The organism is Jannaschia aquimarina (genome assembly GCF_000877395.1).
In the GTDB taxonomy this organism is placed as follows: domain Bacteria; phylum Pseudomonadota; class Alphaproteobacteria; order Rhodobacterales; family Rhodobacteraceae; genus Jannaschia; species Jannaschia aquimarina.
This window is the reverse complement of record NZ_JYFE01000055.1, coordinates 16923-37896: the sequence shown is the minus strand read 5'-3', so window position 1 is coordinate 37896 and position 20974 is coordinate 16923. Positions and strand designations below refer to the sequence as shown.

The 20974-nt window shown below is 68.1% G+C and carries 18 protein-coding genes and 1 pseudogene; 13 read left to right on the top strand and 6 right to left on the bottom strand.

Annotation, left to right across the window (positions count from 1 at the left end):
• Positions 1-7: 7 nt before the first annotated feature.
• Positions 8-169 (bottom strand): hypothetical protein, encoded by a 162-nt coding sequence (locus jaqu_RS21700; protein WP_161793880.1) that lies wholly within the window; start codon positions 167-169, stop codon positions 8-10.
• 210 nt (positions 170-379) lie between these two features.
• On the opposite strand from jaqu_RS21700, the gene jaqu_RS15105 reads away from it, so the two are divergent.
• Complete coding sequence (locus jaqu_RS15105) at positions 380-1720, top strand: hypothetical protein (protein ID WP_043919834.1); 1341 nt, start codon at positions 380-382, stop codon at positions 1718-1720.
• Here the strand turns inward: jaqu_RS15105 and jaqu_RS15100 are convergent.
• Positions 1675-3585 carry an FAD-dependent oxidoreductase gene (locus tag jaqu_RS15100; protein ID WP_043919833.1) on the bottom strand — a complete coding sequence of 637 codons (1911 nt, stop codon included), beginning with the start codon at positions 3583-3585 and terminating at the stop codon, positions 1675-1677. The two genes, jaqu_RS15105 and jaqu_RS15100, sit on opposite strands and share 46 nt — an antisense overlap.
• 61 nt (positions 3586-3646) lie before the next feature.
• On the opposite strand from jaqu_RS15100, the gene jaqu_RS15095 reads away from it, so the two are divergent.
• The 4 genes from jaqu_RS15095 to jaqu_RS15080 all read left to right on the top strand — a co-directional run bounded on the left by jaqu_RS15095 (position 3647) and on the right by jaqu_RS15080 (position 6276).
• Positions 3647-3958, top strand: coding sequence for a hypothetical protein (locus jaqu_RS15095; RefSeq protein WP_043919832.1), 312 nt, complete (start codon positions 3647-3649; stop codon positions 3956-3958).
• Between the two features lie 21 nt (positions 3959-3979).
• A complete protein-coding gene (locus jaqu_RS15090) occupies positions 3980-4501 on the top strand; it encodes a hypothetical protein (RefSeq protein ID WP_043919831.1) in 522 nt (173 codons plus the stop codon).
• Positions 4498-5448 carry a polyprenyl synthetase family protein gene (locus tag jaqu_RS15085; RefSeq protein ID WP_043919830.1) on the top strand — a complete coding sequence of 317 codons (951 nt, stop codon included), beginning with the start codon at positions 4498-4500 and terminating at the stop codon, positions 5446-5448. Before jaqu_RS15090 ends, jaqu_RS15085 begins: the two co-directional genes overlap by 4 nt.
• 87 nt (positions 5449-5535) lie before the next feature.
• Positions 5536-6276 (top strand): TrkA C-terminal domain-containing protein, encoded by a 741-nt coding sequence (locus jaqu_RS15080; protein ID WP_043919829.1) that lies wholly within the window; start codon positions 5536-5538, stop codon positions 6274-6276.
• Positions 6277-6350: 74 nt separating this feature from the next.
• Here jaqu_RS15080 and cydB read toward each other — a convergent pair whose 3' ends face one another.
• Entirely contained in the window at positions 6351-7385 is a 1035-nt protein-coding gene (gene cydB / locus jaqu_RS15075) for a cytochrome d ubiquinol oxidase subunit II (RefSeq protein WP_043919828.1), read from the bottom strand.
• A 4-nt stretch (positions 7386-7389) separates the two neighbouring features.
• A complete protein-coding gene (locus tag jaqu_RS15070) occupies positions 7390-8844 on the bottom strand; it encodes a cytochrome ubiquinol oxidase subunit I (RefSeq protein ID WP_043919827.1) in 1455 nt (484 codons plus the stop codon).
• Between the two features lie 177 nt (positions 8845-9021).
• On the opposite strand from jaqu_RS15070, the gene mnmH reads away from it, so the two are divergent.
• Positions 9022-10071, top strand: a complete 1050-nt coding sequence (gene mnmH, locus jaqu_RS15065) for a tRNA 2-selenouridine(34) synthase MnmH (RefSeq protein ID WP_043919826.1) — start codon at positions 9022-9024, stop codon at positions 10069-10071.
• Positions 10072-10126: 55 nt separating this feature from the next.
• Here mnmH and selD read toward each other — a convergent pair whose 3' ends face one another.
• Positions 10127-12277 carry a selenide, water dikinase SelD gene (gene selD, locus jaqu_RS15060; RefSeq protein ID WP_043919825.1) on the bottom strand — a complete coding sequence of 717 codons (2151 nt, stop codon included), beginning with the start codon at positions 12275-12277 and terminating at the stop codon, positions 10127-10129.
• A 108-nt stretch (positions 12278-12385) separates the two neighbouring features.
• Between selD and pobA the strand changes: the two genes are divergently transcribed.
• From pobA to jaqu_RS21690, 7 genes and pseudogenes are all read left to right on the top strand, one after another.
• The gene (gene pobA / locus jaqu_RS15055; RefSeq protein WP_043919824.1) at positions 12386-13552 is read left to right on the top strand and encodes a 4-hydroxybenzoate 3-monooxygenase; all 1167 of its coding nucleotides are present in this window, start codon (positions 12386-12388) and stop codon (positions 13550-13552) included.
• Complete coding sequence (gene pcaC / locus jaqu_RS15050; protein WP_043919823.1) at positions 13549-13923, top strand: 4-carboxymuconolactone decarboxylase; 375 nt, start codon at positions 13549-13551, stop codon at positions 13921-13923. Before pobA ends, pcaC begins: the two co-directional genes overlap by 4 nt.
• Positions 13920-14615 (top strand): protocatechuate 3,4-dioxygenase subunit beta, encoded by a 696-nt coding sequence (gene pcaH / locus jaqu_RS15045; RefSeq protein WP_043919822.1) that lies wholly within the window; start codon positions 13920-13922, stop codon positions 14613-14615. The genes pcaC and pcaH overlap by 4 nt, the downstream gene beginning before the upstream one ends.
• Complete coding sequence (gene pcaG / locus jaqu_RS15040; protein ID WP_089268428.1) at positions 14612-15166, top strand: protocatechuate 3,4-dioxygenase subunit alpha; 555 nt, start codon at positions 14612-14614, stop codon at positions 15164-15166. The genes pcaH and pcaG overlap by 4 nt, the downstream gene beginning before the upstream one ends.
• Positions 15163-16002: a BKACE family enzyme gene (locus jaqu_RS15035; RefSeq protein WP_043919821.1), complete on the top strand. Its 840-nt coding sequence runs from the start codon at positions 15163-15165 to the stop codon at positions 16000-16002. Before pcaG ends, jaqu_RS15035 begins: the two co-directional genes overlap by 4 nt.
• Before the next feature lie 25 nt (positions 16003-16027).
• Positions 16028-18079 (top strand): annotated as a pseudogene (locus tag jaqu_RS21695) (hydantoinase/oxoprolinase family protein); the annotation flags it as partial.
• A 45-nt stretch (positions 18080-18124) separates the two neighbouring features.
• Entirely contained in the window at positions 18125-19786 is a 1662-nt protein-coding gene (locus jaqu_RS21690; protein ID WP_084629908.1) for a hydantoinase B/oxoprolinase family protein, read from the top strand.
• 56 nt (positions 19787-19842) lie between these two features.
• Here jaqu_RS21690 and jaqu_RS15025 read toward each other — a convergent pair whose 3' ends face one another.
• The gene (locus jaqu_RS15025) at positions 19843-20964 is read right to left on the bottom strand and encodes a PAS domain-containing protein (RefSeq protein ID WP_052501001.1); all 1122 of its coding nucleotides are present in this window, start codon (positions 20962-20964) and stop codon (positions 19843-19845) included.
• Positions 20965-20974 lie beyond the last annotated feature (10 nt).

Below are 20974 nucleotides of genomic sequence, written 5' to 3'. Positions count from 1 at the left end.
CGCTCAGCTAGCGCGATTTCGGCGATGTGACCGGCGGTTCCGGGGGCCAGTTCTCAGGGAATTGAAGGCTGGGAAAACTGACCGCCCAAGAGGCGACGAACCCGGTGCAGACCAGCCCCCGGATGGCGGTGCGGATGCTGACGGCGAAACGATCAAGATTGTTGGACATGACGCTACTCCTCGTTAACTGGATCGAACGGATCCGGATACTTTGGTGCAGATATGATGCCATCCGCCGCAGCGCGGGGCTGTGTCGCCGCGCACATTCGTGAAGAGTTGGTTTGCGGCACGGTCCTCCCGCCTGCTCTTGGCGGATCCGGGTGACACGCCTATCACCCAGGGCAGGAGGCAGCGTCCGTCGGCGCAGGGGAGATGTCCGATGATCGAACACGATCCCTCGGAACTGGAGCGGAAGCGTGTCACCTCCGACGACACCTACCGTCTTTATCGCGCCTGGATGCGGCTTGGCGAACAGATGATATCCCGCCCGCTGGACCTCGCCGGCGGGACGGCGGCGCGGATTGCCGATGGCCTGGTGCTGGGGACGCTCGGGCACGAGGGCACCGCGCAGATGGCCCGGTCGGTCGCGCGGGACTATGCGCGTCTGGCGACCGAAATGCTGGCTGTCCCGCCCTCTGCGATCGGGGTCGCCGTGGACGAGTTCGACACCGTGACCTCACCCACGCATGACATGGTCGAACGGGCGCTCTCCGGCACCGACCCCGCGCCGAGCGTCACCGCAGTGGTGGTCGACCCCTCGCTTGCAGAGAGTCAGCGCCGCGCGCTTGCGCGGGACGCGGGCTTCGAGTCCGCCGGGGCTGACTTGTCGGTGCCGGATACCGGCCCACGCGCACCCTTTCTGCTGCCCGCCCGCGTCCGTGATGCGTCGCAGGCCTGGGCCTCGTGGTTCGTGTCCAGAGCGGACGCGGACCGCCTGATGTCCGAAGCCTGCAACAGCGGCCACCTGGCGGAGGAGGCGATCGACACCCTTGCGCCTGTCGACGTCGGCCGGGGCGGCGTGATGGTCTCTCTGGTCGCCTCGGATTACCGCGCCTCCGATTTCGGCGTCACGCAGGAGATCGGGCTCACATTGACCGTCTCGCCGCGCGGGACGCGCTTCCCCGATCCGGGCCAGATCTTCCTTCGTCTGATCGTGACCGATCCCTACTCGCTGGCCACGGCGCGCCAGATCTGGGGCATTCGCAAGGACCTGCACGACAACCGGACCCTGCCGCCCGGCTCGCGCCTCGATGTGGCCTACGGGGCGGACCGGGTCGGCTTCGGGCTGGGGGCGGCCCAGGCACTGGCCGTGTCGCGCCGAGACAAGCTGCAACTCGGCTTTCCGCGGTTCGGGACCGGGCGCAGTGATCGGGTCCCGGCGCTGGTCTACTCGACGACGCAGCCGCATGGCCCCCCTGCAGGGCCGACCGAGGCCTGCCGTGCCCTGCTGACCCGGAGCGGGGCCGGCGAGGGGATGCAGTACGGAGGCGATGTGACCCTTTCCCTGCCGGCGGACCGCGCGGCGGGCATTGCGGCCGGCTGTCTTTGCGCAGGCGGCATGGCGTGCCTTTGCGACACGTTGCGGAGCCTGGATCTGCACCGCCGGAAACCCGCGGCGAACGGCTGGACCGAGCGCATGACCTGCACGTTGGCCGAGCCGGTTACGGTTGCGGGTCAGCCGCCCGGATACTCCGTCACGAAGGATCCGCGGATCCCGTGATCCGCCTCCGAGGCGGCCTTGGCGAGGTAGGCGAAGGGGCGCGATGCCATGGCGGCGGCCCACATCTGGGCGCGCGGAATGGTGTCCGGAACGACGACAGGGACAGGCCGCCCGAGGCCCGTCTTGCGGCGCACCGCCTCGGCCGCCATCACGCCGCTCATCGCGGCGGCCTCGATGGTGACGACGTCGATGGCCGTCTGCACGAAATCTCCGGCGAGTGTCATGTTCGGGATTTCGGTCGTCGTACGCGGACGATACTCCCACGTGTCGACCGCGTTGATGAACAGCTCTTCGCCTGCATTCGTCTGCAAATGGGTCCGGCAATGCAGCAGATCGGTTTCGGGATCGAAGCGTACGTATCGCCGCATCTCGGCCAGCATCCTGTCGATGACCACCTGCACGCCGCCGGGCTTGTCGACGAACGGCATCAGCGTCTTCACGTCCGATGCGCAGACGCTGATCATGTGGGGCTTCGGATCCGGCGCGTCCTCCGTCCTCCACATCTCCGTATTGTCGTAGAGGGTCATCTCGTATTTCGACCCCAGCAGATTGATGATGCCGCGGGGCAACGGCCGCTCCAGCGGTTCGCGCAGGAAGATGTCCAGCGTGAAGATCGGCGCGCTGCCGAGCCGGGCGACATTCGCGAGCGCCGGATCCGACCCCACGAGGCAGATATCGGGGTCGGCCTTGCCGCTTTCGGCACGGGTGAAGACAAGCCCGGCGAGCTGACGGGGCGGAACCGTCAGGACGACCTGACCGTCGAAGCGCCAGACATCTCCCCCCGGGTCGATCTCGTTGCTGGCAAAGCGGTTCCGGGTGCCGCGCGAATGGTCCTGACGTTCGACGCGCAAGAGGAACTCGCCGGTATCCGGGTCGATCTCGATCCCCGTCAAGGCGCGGAGCGGCATCACCGTCAGGGACGGCATCCGCCTGCGCTCCTCCTCATCGCGCTCAAGGGCTGCGAAATGCTCGATCGCGTCCCTGAAGACGGGGCGGGTCGCCAAGACATCATCGTCGATGCGAAACGACCCCGAAAGCTCCGCCAGCTTGCAGAGCCAAGGGGTGAATATGGCTTCGGCGGTGACCCCGTCCAGAAGCCACATCGTCGGCGCAGGAAGCCGGGCGCTGTACTTGTTGAACGACTGGAACGTCCGCGCCGAAGCCATCGCGGTCGGCGCAGCGAAGGCTTTCGCCAGCACCCGGTGGCTCGCCGCGCGGGATGCCTTGGTGGTGTAGCCATGCTCCAGCAGCACGGCTTCGACGCTCATCTTGTCGAGACGCTGCCGTTCGCTGTCCGGCTTCGCCAGAAGGTCCAGCATCGACTGGTTCTGCAGGAACATGTCGGCGGGTGGGTCCACGCCCGCGAACGCGTTGTGAAGCGCCGTCCATGGCGAGCCGGGGTTCACGACGCTGAGGATGTCGGCATCGGGATCCGGAGGCTGGTGATAGATCTCGGTGATGGGCACGAAGCGGTCCATCGCGCCGATGTCCCGCATAAGCGCCCAGAAGTTGTGATACCAGTTGAGGTACATGTGGTAGCAATGCTCGTGCCAGTCGGTGGCGCGCTTGCGCTCGCAACAGGGGTCGGTGCAGACGGCGCATTTCCGGCGCCCGTACGGCCCCGCCTCGTCCGTGATCGGCGGCAGCGGGTCGATCCCGGCCGATGGATGATCGCGTTCGTCCCAGTCCTGATGCGCGCCCAGCTTGCCGCCCAGAAACGAGTCCGCTTCGAGCAGGGTGATATCATGCCCCCGCTCCAGCAGGCGATGCGCGGTCGTCAGGCCGGCGACACCGGCGCCGACAACGATGACATGCGGCCGCGTGGAGGCCGCGTCCGGATACCGCTCTTCGCCCTCGATGATCATTGCCAAGCCCCCATCCGCAGGTCAGGGTGCCAGCTAAACACGGATCATCGGGGGCCTGTCCATGACGTCGGAATACAGCCGAATGGCAACCGTGGCCCTGCGCGGCTACGTGGCCGCCATCGGCGCGACCGCCGAGACGGGAGAGCGCGCGTTGCGTGCGGCGGCGGGCGAAGCGGCGGATATCGCCAAGGCCGCAGCGGGTGTGATCCGGGCCCCCGAAGCCGAAAAGGGCCTCGCCGCCGAGCTGGCGATGCGCGTGGCATTGGAGGCGCAGCGCAGCTACCTGCACGGCCTGCGCGGGGCGACGTCGCTCTGGACCATGGCGTATCTGGAGCGGTTTGATCCCGATCCACGCGACCGGGACGGTGGCTGAAGCCGCCAGAGGGGGGACAGGATGACGAGCACGGGACCGGACCCGTTCCAGTTCGCGCGGGACGGCGGGGGACAGCAGGATCGTGGCGGCACAGAAGGGCCGGCCGGGCTGGCGGACGCCTTTGCGGGCATGCTCGAGGCCTATGCGAGAATGATGCAGCAGGTGGCTGGTCAGAGCGGCGCCGACAGGACAGGCGATCGGCCCGCCATCGGCCCGGCTGCGGCGCTGGTCGAAGCGGCGGCCATCGCCTCGGGCAGTTCCCTTCGCTACGGGCAGCGCCTGACGGAAGTCTTCGCGCGCCATCAGGCGGCTCTTTCAGAAATGGTGCCGAACGTGACGACCCCGCAAGGGACGGCACCTGGCGATGATCGCGCAAACGCCGAAGCCGTCCGCAGCTTTCTGCGCGAAGTCGGCGAGACCGCCCTGCAGGAGGCGCGTCGTCTGGATCAGGACCTCGAAAAGCTCGGGGAAGCCGTCGCGTCGGGTGCGGCCCCGTCCGACCCCGACCAGCCCCACAAGCGCCGCTGGACCCCGAAGCCTTGAATTCCGCGGCCAGCATCGACGCCACCAGCGCGTCCGTCATCGACACGCTGGGCTTCTCGGACGAGATGACCGAACTGCGCGAGCGGATCGCCGACTGGGTCGCGACCTGCGACGACGAGATGCGCGACGCGCTGGAGTGGCAGTTTCTCGGCGGGTCCAAGTATTTCCGCCCGCTCACCATCTTCGCCTGCCATCGCGCGACGCACGGCCCCGGGCCGATCCCGCCGCAGATCATGACGTCGGCTCTGGTGATCGAGTTCTTCCACAACGTCTCGCTGGTGATCGACGACATCGTGGACCGGTCCCCCGAACGCCGCGGCCGGGCGACGATGCACACGCGCTTCGGCGAGCTTTCGGCGCTGATGACGTCGGGCTACATCGTGGCCGAAGGCTATCTGCAACTTGGCGACGACCTTCAGGCGATTACGCTCTTTTCCGAACTGCTCAAGCGGCTCGGCGTGGCCGAGTGCATGCAATGGCGGCTGAGACGCCAACCGCTGGGCTACGAGGATTGGTGGCGGATCGCGGGCGAAGATACCGGGTCGATGTTCGAGATCTGCGCCTGCCTCGGTGACCGCAGCGGCCGTCTGCGGACCTTCGGCGGCCTGTTGGGCCGGCTCTATCACGGATGCGACGACGTGGCCGATGTGCGCGGCCTGCCCGCCCTGGGCGGGGGAGGCAAGGAGGATCTGCGCGACGGCATCCTGACGCTGCCCGCGTCGATCGCCATCACCGATCCGGACATCTCCGTTGCGTTCTGCCGGGCAGACCCCAGCGACGAGGATCTGGACCTCACGGCGGCGGCCTTCACCGAAGCGTTGCCCGCCGCCGAAGCGCGGCTGGACGAGATCGCCGAACAGGCCCGCGAGGAAGCACAGCTCTTCGCGAAGGCGCCGGAGATGCTCGACCCCCTGATCCTCCAGACCCGCGCGTTGAGCGGACGCTGAAGAAACCGAAGCGGATCATGGCCTTGGCCCCGCGGATTTGCGTCATATCATTTCACCTCTTGCGCCCGTCGCGCTACACCCGGTCGCATGATCGCGATCCTCTCCGTCCTGTCCGTCCTCACCCTGTCCTTCGTCATCGTCCGCGTGGGCGCCATCGCCCTGACGATGACCGGCATCAGCGATGACGTCGCCCGGTTCCAGGCGCTCTCGGCCTTCTCGGGCGCGGGCTTCACCACCGGTGAGAGCGAGAACGTCGTCAACGGCCCGGCGCGGCGGCGCATCGTCGCCTGGCTGATCCGGTTGGGCAGCGCGGGCGTCGTCACCGTGATTTCGACGCTGATGCTGTCCTTCGTCGGAGAGAGCTACCCGACCTGGGAAAAGCTGCTGGTCCTCTTCGCCGGTCTGGCAGTCCTAATCGCCCTTGCCCGGTCCGACCGGCTGGACCGCGTGTCGCGCCCCCTGATCCAGCGATTGCTGCGCAACTCCGCCACGCTGGAGTTGAGGGATTATGCGGGCCTGCTGCATCTTCGCGAGGATTGGCGGGTCAGCGAAGCCGAGATCGGTCCCACGAGTCCGCTGCTCGCCGGAACGCTGAGCCAACTTGGCCTGCACGAGAGAGGCATCCTCGTCCTCGGGATCGAGCGGGCCGACGGCAGCTTCGAAGGCGCGCCGGGCGCGCGGGCCCAACTGGCCGAAGGGGACGTCGCCATCCTCTACGGTCAAACCGAAAAGCTGCTGGAGGTCGCCCGACCGCCCGCGCCGTCAGGTGATCCAGAACCGGATGCCGTAGGCAACGGCGAGGACCACGGCGACGGACGCCAGCCATAAGGCGACGAACCAGCCAAAACGTTTCCACCACGGCCCCGCATCGTGGCCCGCCTCATCGCGAGAGTGTCGGGTCATCAGTGATATCCCTCCTCGGGATCGACCTTCCCGCGGAACACCCAATAGGCGAACCCGGTATAGGCAAGGATCATCGGGATGTTGATGGCAGCCCCGATCAGCATGAAGATCTGGCTGTTCCGCGGAGCGGCCGCCTCCCACAAGGTGATTTCGGTGGGCACGATGTAGGGGAACATGCAGAAGCCCAGGCCCACGAAGCAAAGCACGAAGATGACCAGCGCCAGCACGAAGGGCCGGTATTCGTGGTGATGGATCGTTAGCGACCGGAACATGAGCACCGCGCACAGACCCACCGCCGCCGCCACGCCCACCGCGAGCCACAAGCCCAGCGACGTCGCGAACCACCGGTTGTAGTACCCCTCCTGAAGGAACGGCGTCCAAAGGCTGACGATGCCGATGAAGACCAGCGTCGCAGCGCCCAGCGGCCAGGCCCGCTTGCGCATCCGCTGCTGCAGGTCGCCGTCGGTCTTCATGACGAGCCACGTCGCGCCAAGCAGCATGTAACCCACCATCACGGCCAATCCGACCGTCAGCGAGAAGGGCGTCAGCCAGTCCCACCAGCCCCCGGCATACTGCCGCGCCGCCTCATCCACGGTGATCCCCTGCAACAAGGCGCCCAGCGTGATCCCCTGTGTCAGCGCCGCGACGGCGGATCCGCCGATGAAGGCCATGTCCCAGACGCGCTCCCACCGTTTGGTGCGCCAGCGGAACTCGAAGGCCACGCCCCGGAAGATGAGCGCGAGGACCATGAAGATGATCGGCACGTAGAGCGCGGGCAGGATCAGCGCGTAGGCCAGCGGGAAGGCGGCGAACAGCCCCCCTCCCCCCAGCACGAGCCAGGTCTCGTTGCCGTCCCAGACCGGGGCGACAGAGTTCATCATGACGTCGCGGTTGCGCTTGTCGCGCTCGACCGCGAACAGCATCCCGAGACCCAGATCGAAGCCGTCTAGGATCACGTAGATCAGCACGGCGAAGGCGATGATGCCGCCCCAGATCAGGGTCAGGTCGAAGGAGACTCCGTCAGCGATAGGCATCCGGTCACTCCCCCGGCACGGCGGCCGGCCCCTTGTTGCGGCGGACCATCTCTTCGGAGGCGGGCGTGGTGCCCGCCGTCCGGATCGGCCCGTCGATGGTCTCCTTGATCGGCTTCTCGCCGAAGACCGGAGGCTTGGACATCATCCGCAGGATGTAGAACGTGCCCGCACCGAAGACGGCGAAGTAGATCACGATGAATGCGACCAGACTTGCCGCCACCGCGGGCGCCTCCAGCGGCGCGACGGAATCGGCCGTCGTGAGGTAGCCATAGATCGTGTAGGGCTGGCGTCCCACCTCGGTCGTGATCCACCCGGCCAGCACCGCGACCAGACCGGACGGCCCCATCGCCAAGGCGAAGCGGTGCAGCCAGACATCGTCGTTCAGCCGTCCCCGCATCCGCGCGACCAGCGACCAAGCGCCGACCGCCAGCATCAGCAGACCGATGCCCACCATAATGCGGAACGACCAGAAGACCAGCATAACCGGCGGCTGCGACTCGTCGGGGATCGTGTCCAGCCCCGCCGTCGGCGCGTTCAGGTCGCCCTTCAGAACCCAGGACGCGACCTTCGGGATGCCGATGGCATAGTCGAGACGCTGCTCTTCGTCGTTCGGGATCCCAAACAGGTAGAGCGGCGCCCCGTCGGGGTAGCTGTTGTAGTGCCCCTCCATCGCCATGACCTTCTGCGGCTGGTATTCCAGCGTGTTGAGACCATGCTCATGCCCGAGAATGATCTGGATCGGCGCCACGATGACGGCCATCCACATCGCCATAGAGAACATGGTCTTGGTGGCCTCGCTGGGCTGCTCGCCCCGGCGGCGCCGGCGCAGCAGGTGATAGGCCGCAACGCCGCCCACGATGAACGCGGTCGTCAGATAGGTCGCCGCCAGGGTGTGCGTCAGGCGATACGGGAAGGACGGGTTGAAGATCACCTGCCAGAAATCGGTCGGCAGGAACTGCCCCGTGGCGGCGTCGATCTCGAACCCGGCAGGCGTGTGCATCCAGCTGTTCACCGAAAGGATCCAGAAGGCCGACATGAACGTGCCGACGGCCACCGCGATACAGGCGGTCATATGCAGGACAGGGCCCACCCGCTCCCGTCCGAAAAGCATGATCCCGAGGAAGCCCGCCTCGAGGAAGAAGGCGCTAAGCACCTCATAGGCCATGGGTCCACCGATGACGGGCCCGGCCTTGTCGCTGAAGACCGACCAGTTGGTGCCGAACTGGTAGGACATCACGATGCCCGACACGACGCCCATGGCGAAGGCCAGGGCGAAGATCTTTACCCAGTAGCGGAAGAGATCGAGGTATTTGTGGTCCTTCGTCCAGTAATACAGCCCGTTCAGCACCGCGAGATAGCTCGCCAGACCAATGGTGAAGGCCGGGAAGATGAAGTGGAATGAGACCGTGAAGGCGAACTGAATGCGCGCCAGCAGCACGGCGTCGAAGTTCTCGAACATCGGGATCTGCTCTTTCTTTACGACTTTGGTCGACTATTTGGGCGCGTTCCTCGGCCGGACAACGGTCGCAAGGCGCGACATATCGCACCCTGCGGCAGCCTGAAGCACCTGCGCGGCAAGGCTTGCATACGTATGCAACACGTTGACCCCGGCGCGTTGCGGGGGCACCTCTCTCGGATGCGGTTTCAGCTTACCGACCTGCCCTTCGATCCCGGCGCGGACTGGCCGTTCGATCAGGTGATCGACGTCCGTGCGCCCTCGGAATTCGCAGAGGACCACGTGCCCGGCGCAGTGAACCTCCCCGTCCTCTCGGACGAGGAGCGGGCGCGGGTCGGCACGATCTATGTCCGGCAGGACCGGTTCCTTGCACGCAAGGTCGGCGCGGCGCTGGTCTCGCGGAACGCGGCGGCCCATCTCGAAGGCCCCCTCGCGGACCGTGACGGAGGGTGGCGCCCGCTGGTCTATTGCTGGCGCGGAGGGCAGCGCTCGGGCTCGTTCGCGACGATCCTCGAACAGGTGGGGTGGCGGGTCCGGGTCCTGGAGGGGGGCTATCGCAGCTATCGCCGGGCGATCAGCCGGCGGCTCTACAAGGACGCCCTGCCCCATCGCTTCGTGCTGATCGACGGCGGAACCGGGACGGCCAAGACCCGTCTTCTGCATCGGTTGGCAGCAGGTAGGGCACAGACGGTCGATCTGGAAGGCTTGGCCCGACATCGCGGATCGAATTTCGGAGGGCTGCCGGGGGGACAGCCGTCCCAGAAGATGTTCGAGTCCCGTCTTGCCGCTGCGCTGGCCGCGCTGGACCCGTCGCGGCCGGTCTTTCTCGAAGCCGAAAGCAACGCTATCGGCGCGATCCGCCTGCCGCCCTCGCTCTGGACGGCAATGGGCGGCGCGGGTGTGATCACACTCTCTGCGCCCGTCGCACTGCGCGCGCGGCATCTGATCGAGGCCTATCCCGACCTCATCCAGGATGCCGACCTCCTGGCCCGCCGCATCGACAGCCTGCGGCCCTACAACCCGCGCGACCGCATTTCGGCGTGGCACGACCTCGCGAAGAGCGGGGATTACGCCATGCTCGCCGAACAGCTGATCGAGCATCATTACGATCCCCGCTATCGCGGCGGCCTGCGCGGCGAGAGGACGGCGTTGGGGCGCCTCGATCTGGACGACCTCTCTGATGCGGCTCTGGATCGTGCCGCCGGAGACATCCTGAAGATGACCGGCTAGGCGACCCGGCCCCCGCCGGGGCGGACCCCGCCCGGCGGCCCGGATCCGGGATCCGCTAGCCCGCTCTCACGCCCGGCGCGCCTTTGGTCACCGTTCCGATCCGCGCGGCATCGTGCCCCTGCCCCCGCAAGCGCTCCACCAGGTCTTCCGCCTGCCCCGCCGGGATGGCGGCCAGCAATCCGCCGCAGGTCTGCGGATCGTGAATAAGCGCTGCGCGGGGATCGTCGCCCAGCCCCTCGATCGGCGCAGCCGCCACGTTCGAGGCGTAAAGCGACGACCGGATGCCGTCCGCCGCCAGCTCCTCCGCGCCGGGATAGAGCGGCACGGAACCGGGATCGAGCTCGACCGCCACCCCACTCGCTCGCGCGATGGACCAGAGATGCCCCCCCAGACCGAAGCCCGTCACGTCGGTCATCGCATGAGCCTCAGACAGGATTGCGGCGGCGTCGCCCTGCGGCGTCGCCATCCGCTCGAACAGGGCGACGACATCGCGCCCCTTCGCGCGCCCCTGCATCTCGGCCGCCAGAAGCGTGCCGGACCCGATCGCGCGCGTCAGGATCAGTGCGTCGTCCGGCCGGGCGCCATCGTGGCCGATGGGTTTCTCGGCGAGGCCGGTGACGGTGAAGCCATAGGTCGCCTCGGCCCCCATCGTGGTGTGGCCGCCGACGATCTCGGCTCCGGCGTCCCGAAACACCTCCGATGCGGCGCCCATGATCTCGGCCAGGGTGCGGGCCTGCAGCGGCTCGGACATGCGCGGAAGGACGAGGCTGGCCAAGGCCGCCTGCGGCGCCGCGCCCATCGCCCAGATGTCCCCCAGCGCATGCACGGCGGCGATGCGGGCCATGAGCCACGGGTCTTCGGTGAAAGCGCGCAGATGGTCGGTCGTCAGGACCTGACGCCGGCCGCCGATCGACAGCACGGCCGCGTCATCGCCCGGCCGTGACAGGATGTCGTCGCGCGTCTGTGCCGGCAGCGCCGCCAGCGCATCGCCCAGCGGGCCGCCCCCGACCTTCGATCCGCATCCCGCGCAGAGCATCGGCGCCGCCAGAGCATCTTTCGGCGCCTCGGCGGGTGGGGATGCCGCCTGCATCACGGGCAGATCGGTCAGCTTGTCCATGAACCGGCGATCGATCCGATCCTTCCACTGCCAGAGCCATCGGCCGGAGACGCTGATACCCCCCTTCTGGCCGAGGGCCGCCTTGTCACCCAGCGAGATGAGCTTGAGGTAGGTGCGCTGCGGCTCGAAGCGTTTCATCACGCCGTCCGACAGCGCGGCGCGCAGGTTGTCGTGCAGCACCGGCGCCGCACGCACGGCATAGACGCCGGCCTTGGGCCGCGGCGCATGGGTCAGGTGGGCGCAATCGCCTGCTGCGAAGAGGTTGGGCCGTCCCTCGACCTGGAGCCGGGCCGTCACGCGGATGAAGCCCTCTTCCAGCGGCAGGTCGGTCCCGGCGACCCAGCGATGCGGCCGGGCGCCCGCCGCGCCGGTAACGAAGGCAGCCGGGATCCGGCGTCCGTCTTCGAGGTCCACGGAATCGGCGTGGATCCGGGCGACGCGAGCGCCCTGTTCGACAGTGACGCCCAGGCCGTTCATCGCCGCGCGCAGATCGGCCTGGGCGCGCGGGCCGAGGCCCGACAGCGCCTCGTCCGACTCGAGCACCGAGACGCGGGGGCCGCGGTCGCGAAGGGCATGGGCCATCGCCATCGACAGCTCGACCCCGCCGACACCGCCACCGATCACGACGATATCGGGCGGGGCTTTCCCGTTCGTCGCACGGTCGCGGAAGGCGCGCCAGGCGCGCGCGAACCGGTCCAGAGGCTTGGCGCCCACGGCATGCTCGGCGAAGCCCGGGATCTCCGGCATTTCGGCGTGGATACCGATGTCGATGGAGGCCACGTCGAATGCGATCCAGCCGCGCCCCGCGACGTGGGCGCGCCCCTCTTCCAACGCGTCGACCGCGCCGTCGATGACCCGCGCCCCGGCAAAGCGTCCGAGCCGGATCAGGTCGATATCCAGCTCGTCGCGTGTGTAATGCCCGGCGACATGACCCGGCAGCATCCCCGTATAGGGCGCCGTCGGACCCGGATTGACCACCGTCACCCGCACCCCCGCCATCTGGCGCATCCCCCACGCGCGCAAGACCAGCGCGTGGGCATGCCCCCCACCGATCAGCAACAGGTCACGGGTCAGGGGAAGGGTCTGCATGGCGGCTCCGGTCTCGATTCGAACTCTGATTACCCTTTCGGCACCGGACATACCGCTCACGATTGCGTCGCCGCTCCCTCTGCCTCATTGTTCGGCCCGGGAGGACCCATGCGCACACAGGTCGCGATCATCGGGGGCGGTCCGGCGGGCCTGCTGCTGGGGCAATTGCTGCACCGGCAGGGGATCGACACGATCCTGCTGGAAAAGCGGAGCAAGGCCCACGTGCTGTCCCGCATCCGTGCGGGTCTGCTGGAACGCGGCACTTGCGACCTGCTGCACGAGGCAGGCGTCGGCGCGCGGCTGGCAGCCGAAGGGTTCCGACATCAAGGCGTCAACGTCTCCTGGGGAGAGGAGATGTTCCGCATCGACCTCGCAGGGCTGACCGGGCATGCCGTCACGGTCTATGGCCAGACTGAGGTGACGCAGGATCTCTACGACGCGCGCGAGGCGACCGACGCGCCCAGCTTCTTCGAGGTGGACGAGGTCACGATCCATGACGCCGACACCGATGCGCCCCGCGTGACGTTCACCCATGACGACGCGCCGCAGGAGATCGCCTGCGATTTCGTCGCCGGCTGCGACGGCTTCCACGGGGTCAGCCGACCGACGATCCCCGACGATGTGCGCCGCGACTACGAGAAGGTATATCCCTTCGGCTGGCTCGGCATCCTCTCCGAAACGCCGCCTGTCGAGGAGGAACTGATCTATGCCAGCGGCCCCCACGGCTTCGCGCTCTGCTCGATGCGGAACGAAGGGCTGAGCCGCTATTACGTTCAATGCGACGCCTCCGAGTCGCCTGACGCATGGTCGGACGATGCCTTCTGGGCCGAGTTGCGCCGCCGGTTGCCTCCCGCGCAGGCCGACGCGCTGGTGACGGGGCCGTCGATCGAGAAATCCATCGCGCCGCTGAGGTCCTATGTTTGCGAGCCGATGCGCTGGGGCCGTCTGTTCCTGTGCGGAGATGCGGCCCATATCGTGCCGCCGACCGGGGCGAAGGGTCTGAACACTGCCGCGGGCGACGTGCATTACCTGGCCGAGGGGGTAACGGCGCATTATCGCGGCGACGACGGCCCGCTCGACGCCTATTCCGAGCGCGCCCTCGCCCGCGTGTGGAAGAACGAGCGCTTTTCGTGGTGGTTCACCTCGCTCATGCACCTCTTTCCGCATCACTCGGATTTCGAGCGGAACATGCAGCGTGCCGAAGTCGCCTTGTTGCGGGAAAGCGAGGCGGCGCAGCGTGCCATGGCCGAAAACTATGTGGGATTGCCGCTGTGACGGACCGTTACGATCAAGGCATGAAAACCCGCCGCGCAGTGCTGGGCGATGCGCATGTGGACCGGGCCACCGCCACGACCCACGCCTTCGACGCGCCCTTTCAGCGCATGATCACCGAAGGGGCCTGGGGCACGCTCTGGGCGGACGAGACGATCCCGGCCCGTGAACGCTCCATGCTGACCCTGGCGGTGCTGGCGGCGACGGGCAATTTCGACGAGATCGCCATGCATGTCCGGGCCACGGCCCGCACAGGTGCCAGTCGAGAGGATGTGATGCAGGCGTTCCTCCATGCGGCGGTCTATGCCGGCGTGCCGCGCGCGAACCGCGCCATCGCCATCGCAAAAGAGGTCTATGCCGAGATGGACGCATGACCTTTCGCCCCCGCGATCCCGCACGCCATCCCCCGGCGCTGGCGCCTGCCTACAAGACGTCCGTGACGCGGTCGCCGCGCCTGCCCCTTCTGTCGCTCGACCCGGGCCCGACCGAGAGGACCGGTCCGGTCTTCCGGCCCGACGACCTGGGACAGATGGATGCGGACCTTCTGTCGAACTATGGCGAGGCCGCCCCGATCGGAGAGCGGATCCTGATCCACGGCCGGGTGCTGGACGGAAATGGGCGCCCCGTGCCGCACACGCTGGTCGAGGTCTGGCAGGCCAACGCATCGGGGCGCTACCGCCATGTCCGCGACGGATATGTGGGCGCGCTGGACCCGGATTTCGGCGGCTGCGGGCGCTGCCTGACCGGCGAGGACGGGACCTATGCGTTCCGCACCGTGAAGCCCGGTGCCTATCCGTGGCGCAACACCCGCAACGATTGGCGGCCCGCGCATATCCATTTCAGCGTCTTCGGAACCGCGTTCCTCCAGCGCCTCGTCACGCAGTGCTACTTCGAGGGCGACCCCCTGATCGCCCGCTGCCCCATCGCCCAGTCCATCGGCGACCCGGTCGCAGTGGATGCGCTGGTCGCAAACCTGGATATGGGCCAGACGCGGCCCTTCGACATGATCGCCTATCGCTTCGACATCGTCCTGCGCGGTCGCCGTGCCACCTGGTTCGAGACATGACCGAGCTGCCCGAAACCCCTTCGCAAACGGCGGGGCCGTTCGTCCATATCGGACTGACGCCCGGCGCGGCGCGGACCGGCCTGCTGGATCTGGGCACCGCGATCGCGGCGGAAGGCGTGCCGGGCACCCGCATCCGCATCGCCGGCACGATCCTCGACGGCACCGGCACACCCCTGCGCGACGCGCTGGTCGAGGCATGGCACGCCGATGCGCAGGGCCGTTACCCGCCCGATGCAGCGGACGGGTTTCGCGGCTGGGGCCGCGCCGCCTGCGATCCCGAGAGCGGGGAGTGGGTCTTCGACACGATCAAGCCGGGCGCGGTGGGCGATCAGGCGCCGCATGTCGCGCTCTGGATCGTCGCGCGGGGCATCAATCAGGGGCTGCATACCCGGCTCTACTTCGAGGACGAGGACAATTCGTCGGACCCCGTGCTGAACCTGATCGAACAGCCCGTGCGCCGGGACAGCCTGATCGCGCGCCGCACGGACGAGGCCTACCGCCTGACCATCCGTTTGCAGGGAGACGGAGAGACCGTCTTCTTCGACCCGTGACCGTGCCCTGCATCATCTGCGTCGCCATCACCGGCTCGCTGCCGCAGAAATCCGACAATCCTGCCGTGCCCATCACCATCGACGAGCAGGTCGAGAGCACGCAGGCCGCCTTCGAGGCAGGGGCCTCCATCCTCCACGCCCATGTCCGAAAGGAAGACGGCACCCCGACCAGCGATCCGGACCGCTTCGCCCGACTGATGGAAGGGGTGCGCAAGCACTGCCCCGGCATGATCGTGCAGTTTTCGACCGGCGGGCGTTCCGGTGCGGGACGCGAGCGCGGGGGGATGCTGCCCCTGCGCCCGGACATGGCGTCGTTGACGGTGGGCTCGAACAATTTCCCGACCCGCGTCTACGAGAACCCGCCCGATCTGGTGCAATGGCTCGCGGCCGAGATGCGCACCCACGGCGTCAAGCCCGAGATCGAGGCTTTCGATCTGAGCCACATCCTGCAGGCCCGCGCCATGGCGGATCGCGGAGAGCTGGAGGGCACGCCTTACATCCAGTTCGTGATGGGCGTGAAGAACGCCATGCCCGCCGACCGGGACGTCTTCGATTTCTACGTGGCCACGGTGCGCCGTCTCTTCGGTCCTGATGCGCCTTGGTGTGCCGCCGGCATCGGGCGGCATCAGATCGAGCTGAACGAATGGGCCATCGCCGCCGGAGGCCATGCCCGCACGGGGCTCGAGGACAATGTGAGGCTGGACCGGAACGCACTCGCCCCGTCGAATGCCGCCCTCGTCGAACGGGCGGCCGAGATCTGCGCGCGCCATGGCCGCCCCGTCGCCACGCCTGCCCAGGCGCGCGCCATTCTGGACCTTCCCGCCGCCCCCGCCTAGCGTCCGCCGCAAACGGAGGACGGGCATGCGCGCGAGACTGGGCGTCGATATCGGGGGCACCTTCACGGATGTCGTGCTGGAGCTGGACGACGCGCGGCACTCGATCAAGGTCCTGACGACCTATGCCGCCCCAGAGGATGCCATCGTTGAAGGGATGCGCCGAGTCTGCGACCGCGCCGGGATCGAGCCCGCCGCGCTGGACCAGATCATTCACGGCACGACGCTCGCGACCAATGCGCTGATCGAACGGCGGGGGGCGAAGACGGCGCTCGTCACGACGCGCGGCTTCCGCGACGTGATCGAGATGCGCACCGAAAGCCGGTTCGAGCAATATGACCTGAACCTGACGCTGCCCCAGCCGCTGCTGCCGCGGAACCGCCGCCACGTCGTGACAGAGCGGATGGATGCGGCGGGCGCCGTGCTGACGCCGCTCGATCTGGCCGAGGTCGAGGCGCTGGCCGACAGGCTCGCGGCGGCGGAATACGAAAGCGTGGCGGTGGGACTCTTGCATTCGTATGCAAACGACGCCCACGAACGCGCGATCCGCGACGTGCTGGCGGCGCGGATGCCCGGCGTGCTGGTCTCGCTCTCCTCCGAGGTCAGCCCGCAGATGCGCGAATACGAACGGTTCAACACGACCGTCGCGAACGCCTACATCCAGCCCTTGATGAAGTCCTATCTGGACCGGCTGCGCGACCGGCTCGCATCCGAGGGCGCCGCCTGCCCCGTTTTCCTGATGCATTCCGGGGGTGGGGTGATGTCGCTGGAAAGCGCCGCGGCCTTCCCCGTCCGTCTCGTCGAGAGCGGGCCCGCCGGAGGCGCCGTCTTTGCCGCCGATCTGGCGGCGCGGCACGGGCTCGACAAGGTCCTGTCGTTCGACATGGGCGGAACCACCGCCAAGATCTGCCTGATCCGCGACCGCAAGCCCAAGACGGCGCGCGTCTTCGAGGTGGCGCGCAGCTACCGGTTCAAGAAGGGGTCCGGCATGCCGATCAGCATTCCGGTCATCGACATGGTCGAGATCGGCGCGGGTGGCGGGTCGCTGGCATTGGTGGACGCGATGGGTCGGATCGCCGTAGGCCCCGAAAGCGCGGGATCCGAACCCGGCCCCGCCTGCTATGGCCGCGGGGGGACCCGGCCGGCGGTCACGGATGCGGATCTGGTGCTCGGCAAGCTGGATCCGGCGAACTTCGCCGGCGGTTCGATCCCGCTCGACCCCGACCGGGCCGAAGCGGCGCTGGCCGAGCATGTCGGGGGCCCCCTCGGGCTGGATGCGACGGATGCGGCCTTCGGAGTGGCCGAGGCAGTGGACGAGGCGATGGCCAATGCCGCCCGCGTCCATGCGGTCGAGAATGGGGAAGGCCTGTCGGACTACACCATGATCGCCTTCGGGGGCGCCGCACCTCTGCATGCGGCACGTCTGTGCGAGAAGCTGGGGATCGAGCGCTGTCTGGTCCCGGCGGGGGCCGGGGTCGGCAGCGCCATCGGCTTCCTGCGCGCGCCATTCTCGTTCGAGGCCAACAGGTCCGTCTTCACGCGCCTGTCGGAGATGGACCCGGCGCGGGTCGCGGGACTGTTCGGGGAACTCGGCACCGAAGCCGCCGATTTCGTCCGGTCCTGCGATGCCGAGGCGGAGGTCACGCTGCGCCACAGGGCCTATATGCGGTATGCCGGCCAAGGCTGGGAAATCCCGGTGGACCTGTCGGCGGACGAGGCCGCCTCGCCGGATTTGCATACCTATGCAAATGCGTTCGAGCGGACCTACCGCACATTGTTCGGCCGCGTCGTCGAAGGGCCGGAGATCGAAATCACAGTCTGGTCCGTCACCGCCGCGACCCCGGCCCCGGAGGTCGAGCGGGTGGCCCCCGTCGCAAACGCCCCAGCCCCCGCGACCCGTCCCCGCCGTCTCTACGATGCCGCGCGGGCCACGCGGATGGACGCAGTCGAGGCGGCCCGCGCCGGGATGCCGGCCGGCGCCGCCCTGCCCGGCCCCGCGCTCATCACCGAGGACGAAACCACCGTCATCGTTCCTGCATCCCGCGCTGTCCGGATGCTGGGCGACGGCACGCTGGATGTTCATGCCACCGGCGCACGGGCCGCGACGCGGGTGGGCGCCGTTCAGATGCAGGTGATGTGGACGCGCCTGATCTCGGTGGTCGAGGAACAGGCGCAGGCCCTGATCAGGACGGCCTTTTCCCCTTCCGTTCGTGAGGCGGGGGACCTGTCGGCGGGGGTCTACGATGGCGATGGCCGGATGCTGGCTCAGGCGGTCACGGGCACGCCGGGGCATGTCAATGCGATGGCCGACGCGGTCGCCCACTTCATCCGCCGCATCCCCGACATGGCGCCGGGCGACGTCTACCTGACCAACGATCCGTGGGAGGGGACGGGGCATCTGCACGATATCACCGTGGTCACCCCGGTTTTCCGCGACGGGGCCCGTGTCGGCTTCTTCGCCTGCACCGCGCACGTGACGGATATCGGCGGTCGGGGTTTCGGCGCCGATGCGGACAGCGTCTACGAGGAAGGGCTGCACCTCCCGATCATGCGCTGGACCCGTGGGGACAGCCCCGATCCGACCCTGCTGGCGCTGATCCGCTCGAACACGCGCCAACCGGATCAACTGATCGGCGATATCCACGCGCTCGCCACCTGCAACGCGATCGGCCAGGCGCGGCTGGCGGAGATGATGGACGAATTCGCCCTTCCGGATCTGAGCGATCTGGCCGAGCACATCCTGACCGCTTCGCGCGAGGCCACGCTGGAGCGGATCCGCGCCCTGCCCCCCGGAGAGGCCGCGTCGACCATGCGGATCGACGGCTACTCCGCGCCGGTCGACCTGTCCGTTCGCGTCACGATCGCACCCGACAGCGTTCACACCGACTGGACGGGGACGTCCGGCACCGATCCCAAGGGGATCAACGTCCCGCTGGTCTATACGAAGGCCTATGCCTGCTACGCGCTCAAATGCGCCATCGCGCCGGACATTCCCAACAATGCCGGCTCGCTGGCCCCGTTCACGCTCAGCGCGCCGGAAGGCAGCATCGTCAATGCACCGCATCCCGCGCCGGTCGCCCTGCGCCACGTGATCGGACACATGGTGCCCGATGCCGTCTACGGCGCGCTGGATCAATTGCTGCCCTACACCGTCCCGGCCGAGGGCGCTGGATGCCTGTGCAACTTCATGCTGTCCGTCCGGCCCAAGGGGTCCGAAGGCCGTCGGGCCGAAGTGCTGAGCTTCAATTCCGGCGGGGCCGGCGCGCGGCCGGGGCTCGACGGGCTGAACGCCACGGCCTTCCCCTCCGGCGTGATGACCATGCCGGTCGAGGCGATCGAGCAATCCGGCCCGGTCCTGATCCACCGCAAGGAACTGCGCCCCGATTCCGGAGGCGCGGGGGCTTATCGCGGGGGGTTGGGCCAGGACATGGAGGTCAGCGCCGCGCCGGGTCACGTCGCGTATTTTCAGGCGATGCTGGATCGGGTGGAGCATCCGGCACGGGGCCGCCACGGCGGGCATGCCGGCGGCGCGACCCGGATCGCGCTGGATGACGGCACACCCCTGCGCGGCAAGGGGCGCCAATCGGTGCCACAGGGTGCGCGCGTCGTGATGGCATTCCCCGGCGGCGGCGGGACGGGCCACCCTCGCGATCGCGCGCCCGGTGCCGTCGCACGGGACGTCGCGCTCGGCTATGTCAGTGCCGAGGTCGCGATCCGGGATTACGGATTGGACCCGGACGAAGTGGACGCGATCCTGAGCCGCGCGGCCCGGGGCGATACGCTCTGAGAGACGTCAGCCTGTCTAGACCGGTCGAGCGCAAACCGGTTTCCGTCTGGCCCATGTCACCTGTCGCTCTCGTCGTCGAGCGCCCGCTGCGGGTCGGACTGCCCGTCACCGGTGATCATCCGGTCGCCATCCGTGTCCAGCGAGGTCCGCGTCTCGTTGACGATATCGAGCGTCACCGTGGTCCCGCCCGCCCCGGTCGCCACGTTCAGGTCGCCGCCGAGCTGTCCGGCGAGACCGCGCACGATCCGCGCGCCCATACCCCCCGAATTGGGCCAATCGCTGTCTCCGAGGCCGCATCCGTCATCGGTGACGGTCAGTCGCACGCGGTCTCCGCCGGCCTGCTTGAGGCGAACTTCGACCAGACCCTCGGCCCGGTCGTCGAAGCCGTGCTGCATCGCATTCGACAGAACTTCGGAGACGAGCAGCCCGAGACTGGCCGCCCGGCTCGAATCCATGTGGACGGGATCGGTGTCCACGGTCAGGCGAATGCCGGAGCGCCCGTCGAGCGCCGCGACGGTGCTCGCCACGCGGCCGACATAGGCCCCGGCCGAGACCACGTCGTAGGCCCCGCCGCGGCTCCCGGTGGGCGGGCGTGCAAACTCGTCGTAGAGCGCGGCGAGGCTTTCGACCCGGCGGGACAGAAGCTTGAAGGCCGCCTCCGGCGGTGCATCGGACGTCGATTGCAGTCGGATCATCGAGGCCACCATCTGGAGATGGTTCTTCACCCGATGCTGCATCTCGCGAAGCGTGTCGGTGAAGTCGCTGGCCTCGGGCGACCCACTGTCCGCGCCGCTCTCTGTGATGACGACCTGGATCCCGACGAAGGCGAAGAGTTGGCCCTCCTCGTCGGTGACCGGGGCGATCATGAGGCGGTTCAGGAACTGCTCTCCATCGGAGCGGTAGTTGCGCAGGATGACGGTCGTCGGCTTCTGCGCCGCGACGGCCTCCCGTAGTTTGCGCACTGCGTCTTGGTCGCGATCGTCTGCCTGAAGGAACCGGCAGTTCCGCCCCACCGCATGGCTTGCCGCGTAGCCGGTCGTCTGTTCGAACGCCCTGTTGACGTAGACGATCGGATTGTCCGGACGGTTCGGGTCGGTGAGCACCATCGACAGCGGGAGGTCGGCCAGCATGTGCTTGCCCGCCTCCAGATAAAGATTGCTCGCGTCCTGATCCCTCATGCACCCCATC

Bases quoted from the DNA above. Each gene is read 5' to 3' on its own strand.
- jaqu_RS21700 (WP_161793880.1), bottom strand. From the start codon at position 169: ATGTCCAACAATCTTGATCGTTTCGCCGTCAGCATCCGCACCGCCATC.
- jaqu_RS15105 (WP_043919834.1), top strand. From the start codon at position 380: ATGATCGAACACGATCCCTCGGAACTGGAGCGGAAGCGTGTCACCTCC.
- jaqu_RS15100 (WP_043919833.1), bottom strand. From the start codon at position 3,585: ATGATCATCGAGGGCGAAGAGCGGTATCCGGACGCGGCCTCCACGCGG.
- jaqu_RS15095 (WP_043919832.1), top strand. From the start codon at position 3,647: ATGACGTCGGAATACAGCCGAATGGCAACCGTGGCCCTGCGCGGCTAC.
- jaqu_RS15090 (WP_043919831.1), top strand. From the start codon at position 3,980: ATGACGAGCACGGGACCGGACCCGTTCCAGTTCGCGCGGGACGGCGGG.
- jaqu_RS15080 (WP_043919829.1), top strand. From the start codon at position 5,536: ATGATCGCGATCCTCTCCGTCCTGTCCGTCCTCACCCTGTCCTTCGTC.
- cydB (WP_043919828.1), bottom strand. From the start codon at position 7,385: ATGCCTATCGCTGACGGAGTCTCCTTCGACCTGACCCTGATCTGGGGC.
- jaqu_RS15070 (WP_043919827.1), bottom strand. From the start codon at position 8,844: ATGTTCGAGAACTTCGACGCCGTGCTGCTGGCGCGCATTCAGTTCGCC.
- mnmH (WP_043919826.1), top strand. From the start codon at position 9,022: ATGCGGTTTCAGCTTACCGACCTGCCCTTCGATCCCGGCGCGGACTGG.
- selD (WP_043919825.1), bottom strand. From the start codon at position 12,277: ATGCAGACCCTTCCCCTGACCCGTGACCTGTTGCTGATCGGTGGGGGG.
- pobA (WP_043919824.1), top strand. From the start codon at position 12,386: ATGCGCACACAGGTCGCGATCATCGGGGGCGGTCCGGCGGGCCTGCTG.
- pcaH (WP_043919822.1), top strand. From the start codon at position 13,920: ATGACCTTTCGCCCCCGCGATCCCGCACGCCATCCCCCGGCGCTGGCG.
- pcaG (WP_089268428.1), top strand. From the start codon at position 14,612: ATGACCGAGCTGCCCGAAACCCCTTCGCAAACGGCGGGGCCGTTCGTC.
- jaqu_RS21690 (WP_084629908.1), top strand. From the start codon at position 18,125: ATGCAGGTGATGTGGACGCGCCTGATCTCGGTGGTCGAGGAACAGGCG.
- jaqu_RS15025 (WP_052501001.1), bottom strand. From the start codon at position 20,964: ATGAGGGATCAGGACGCGAGCAATCTTTATCTGGAGGCGGGCAAGCAC.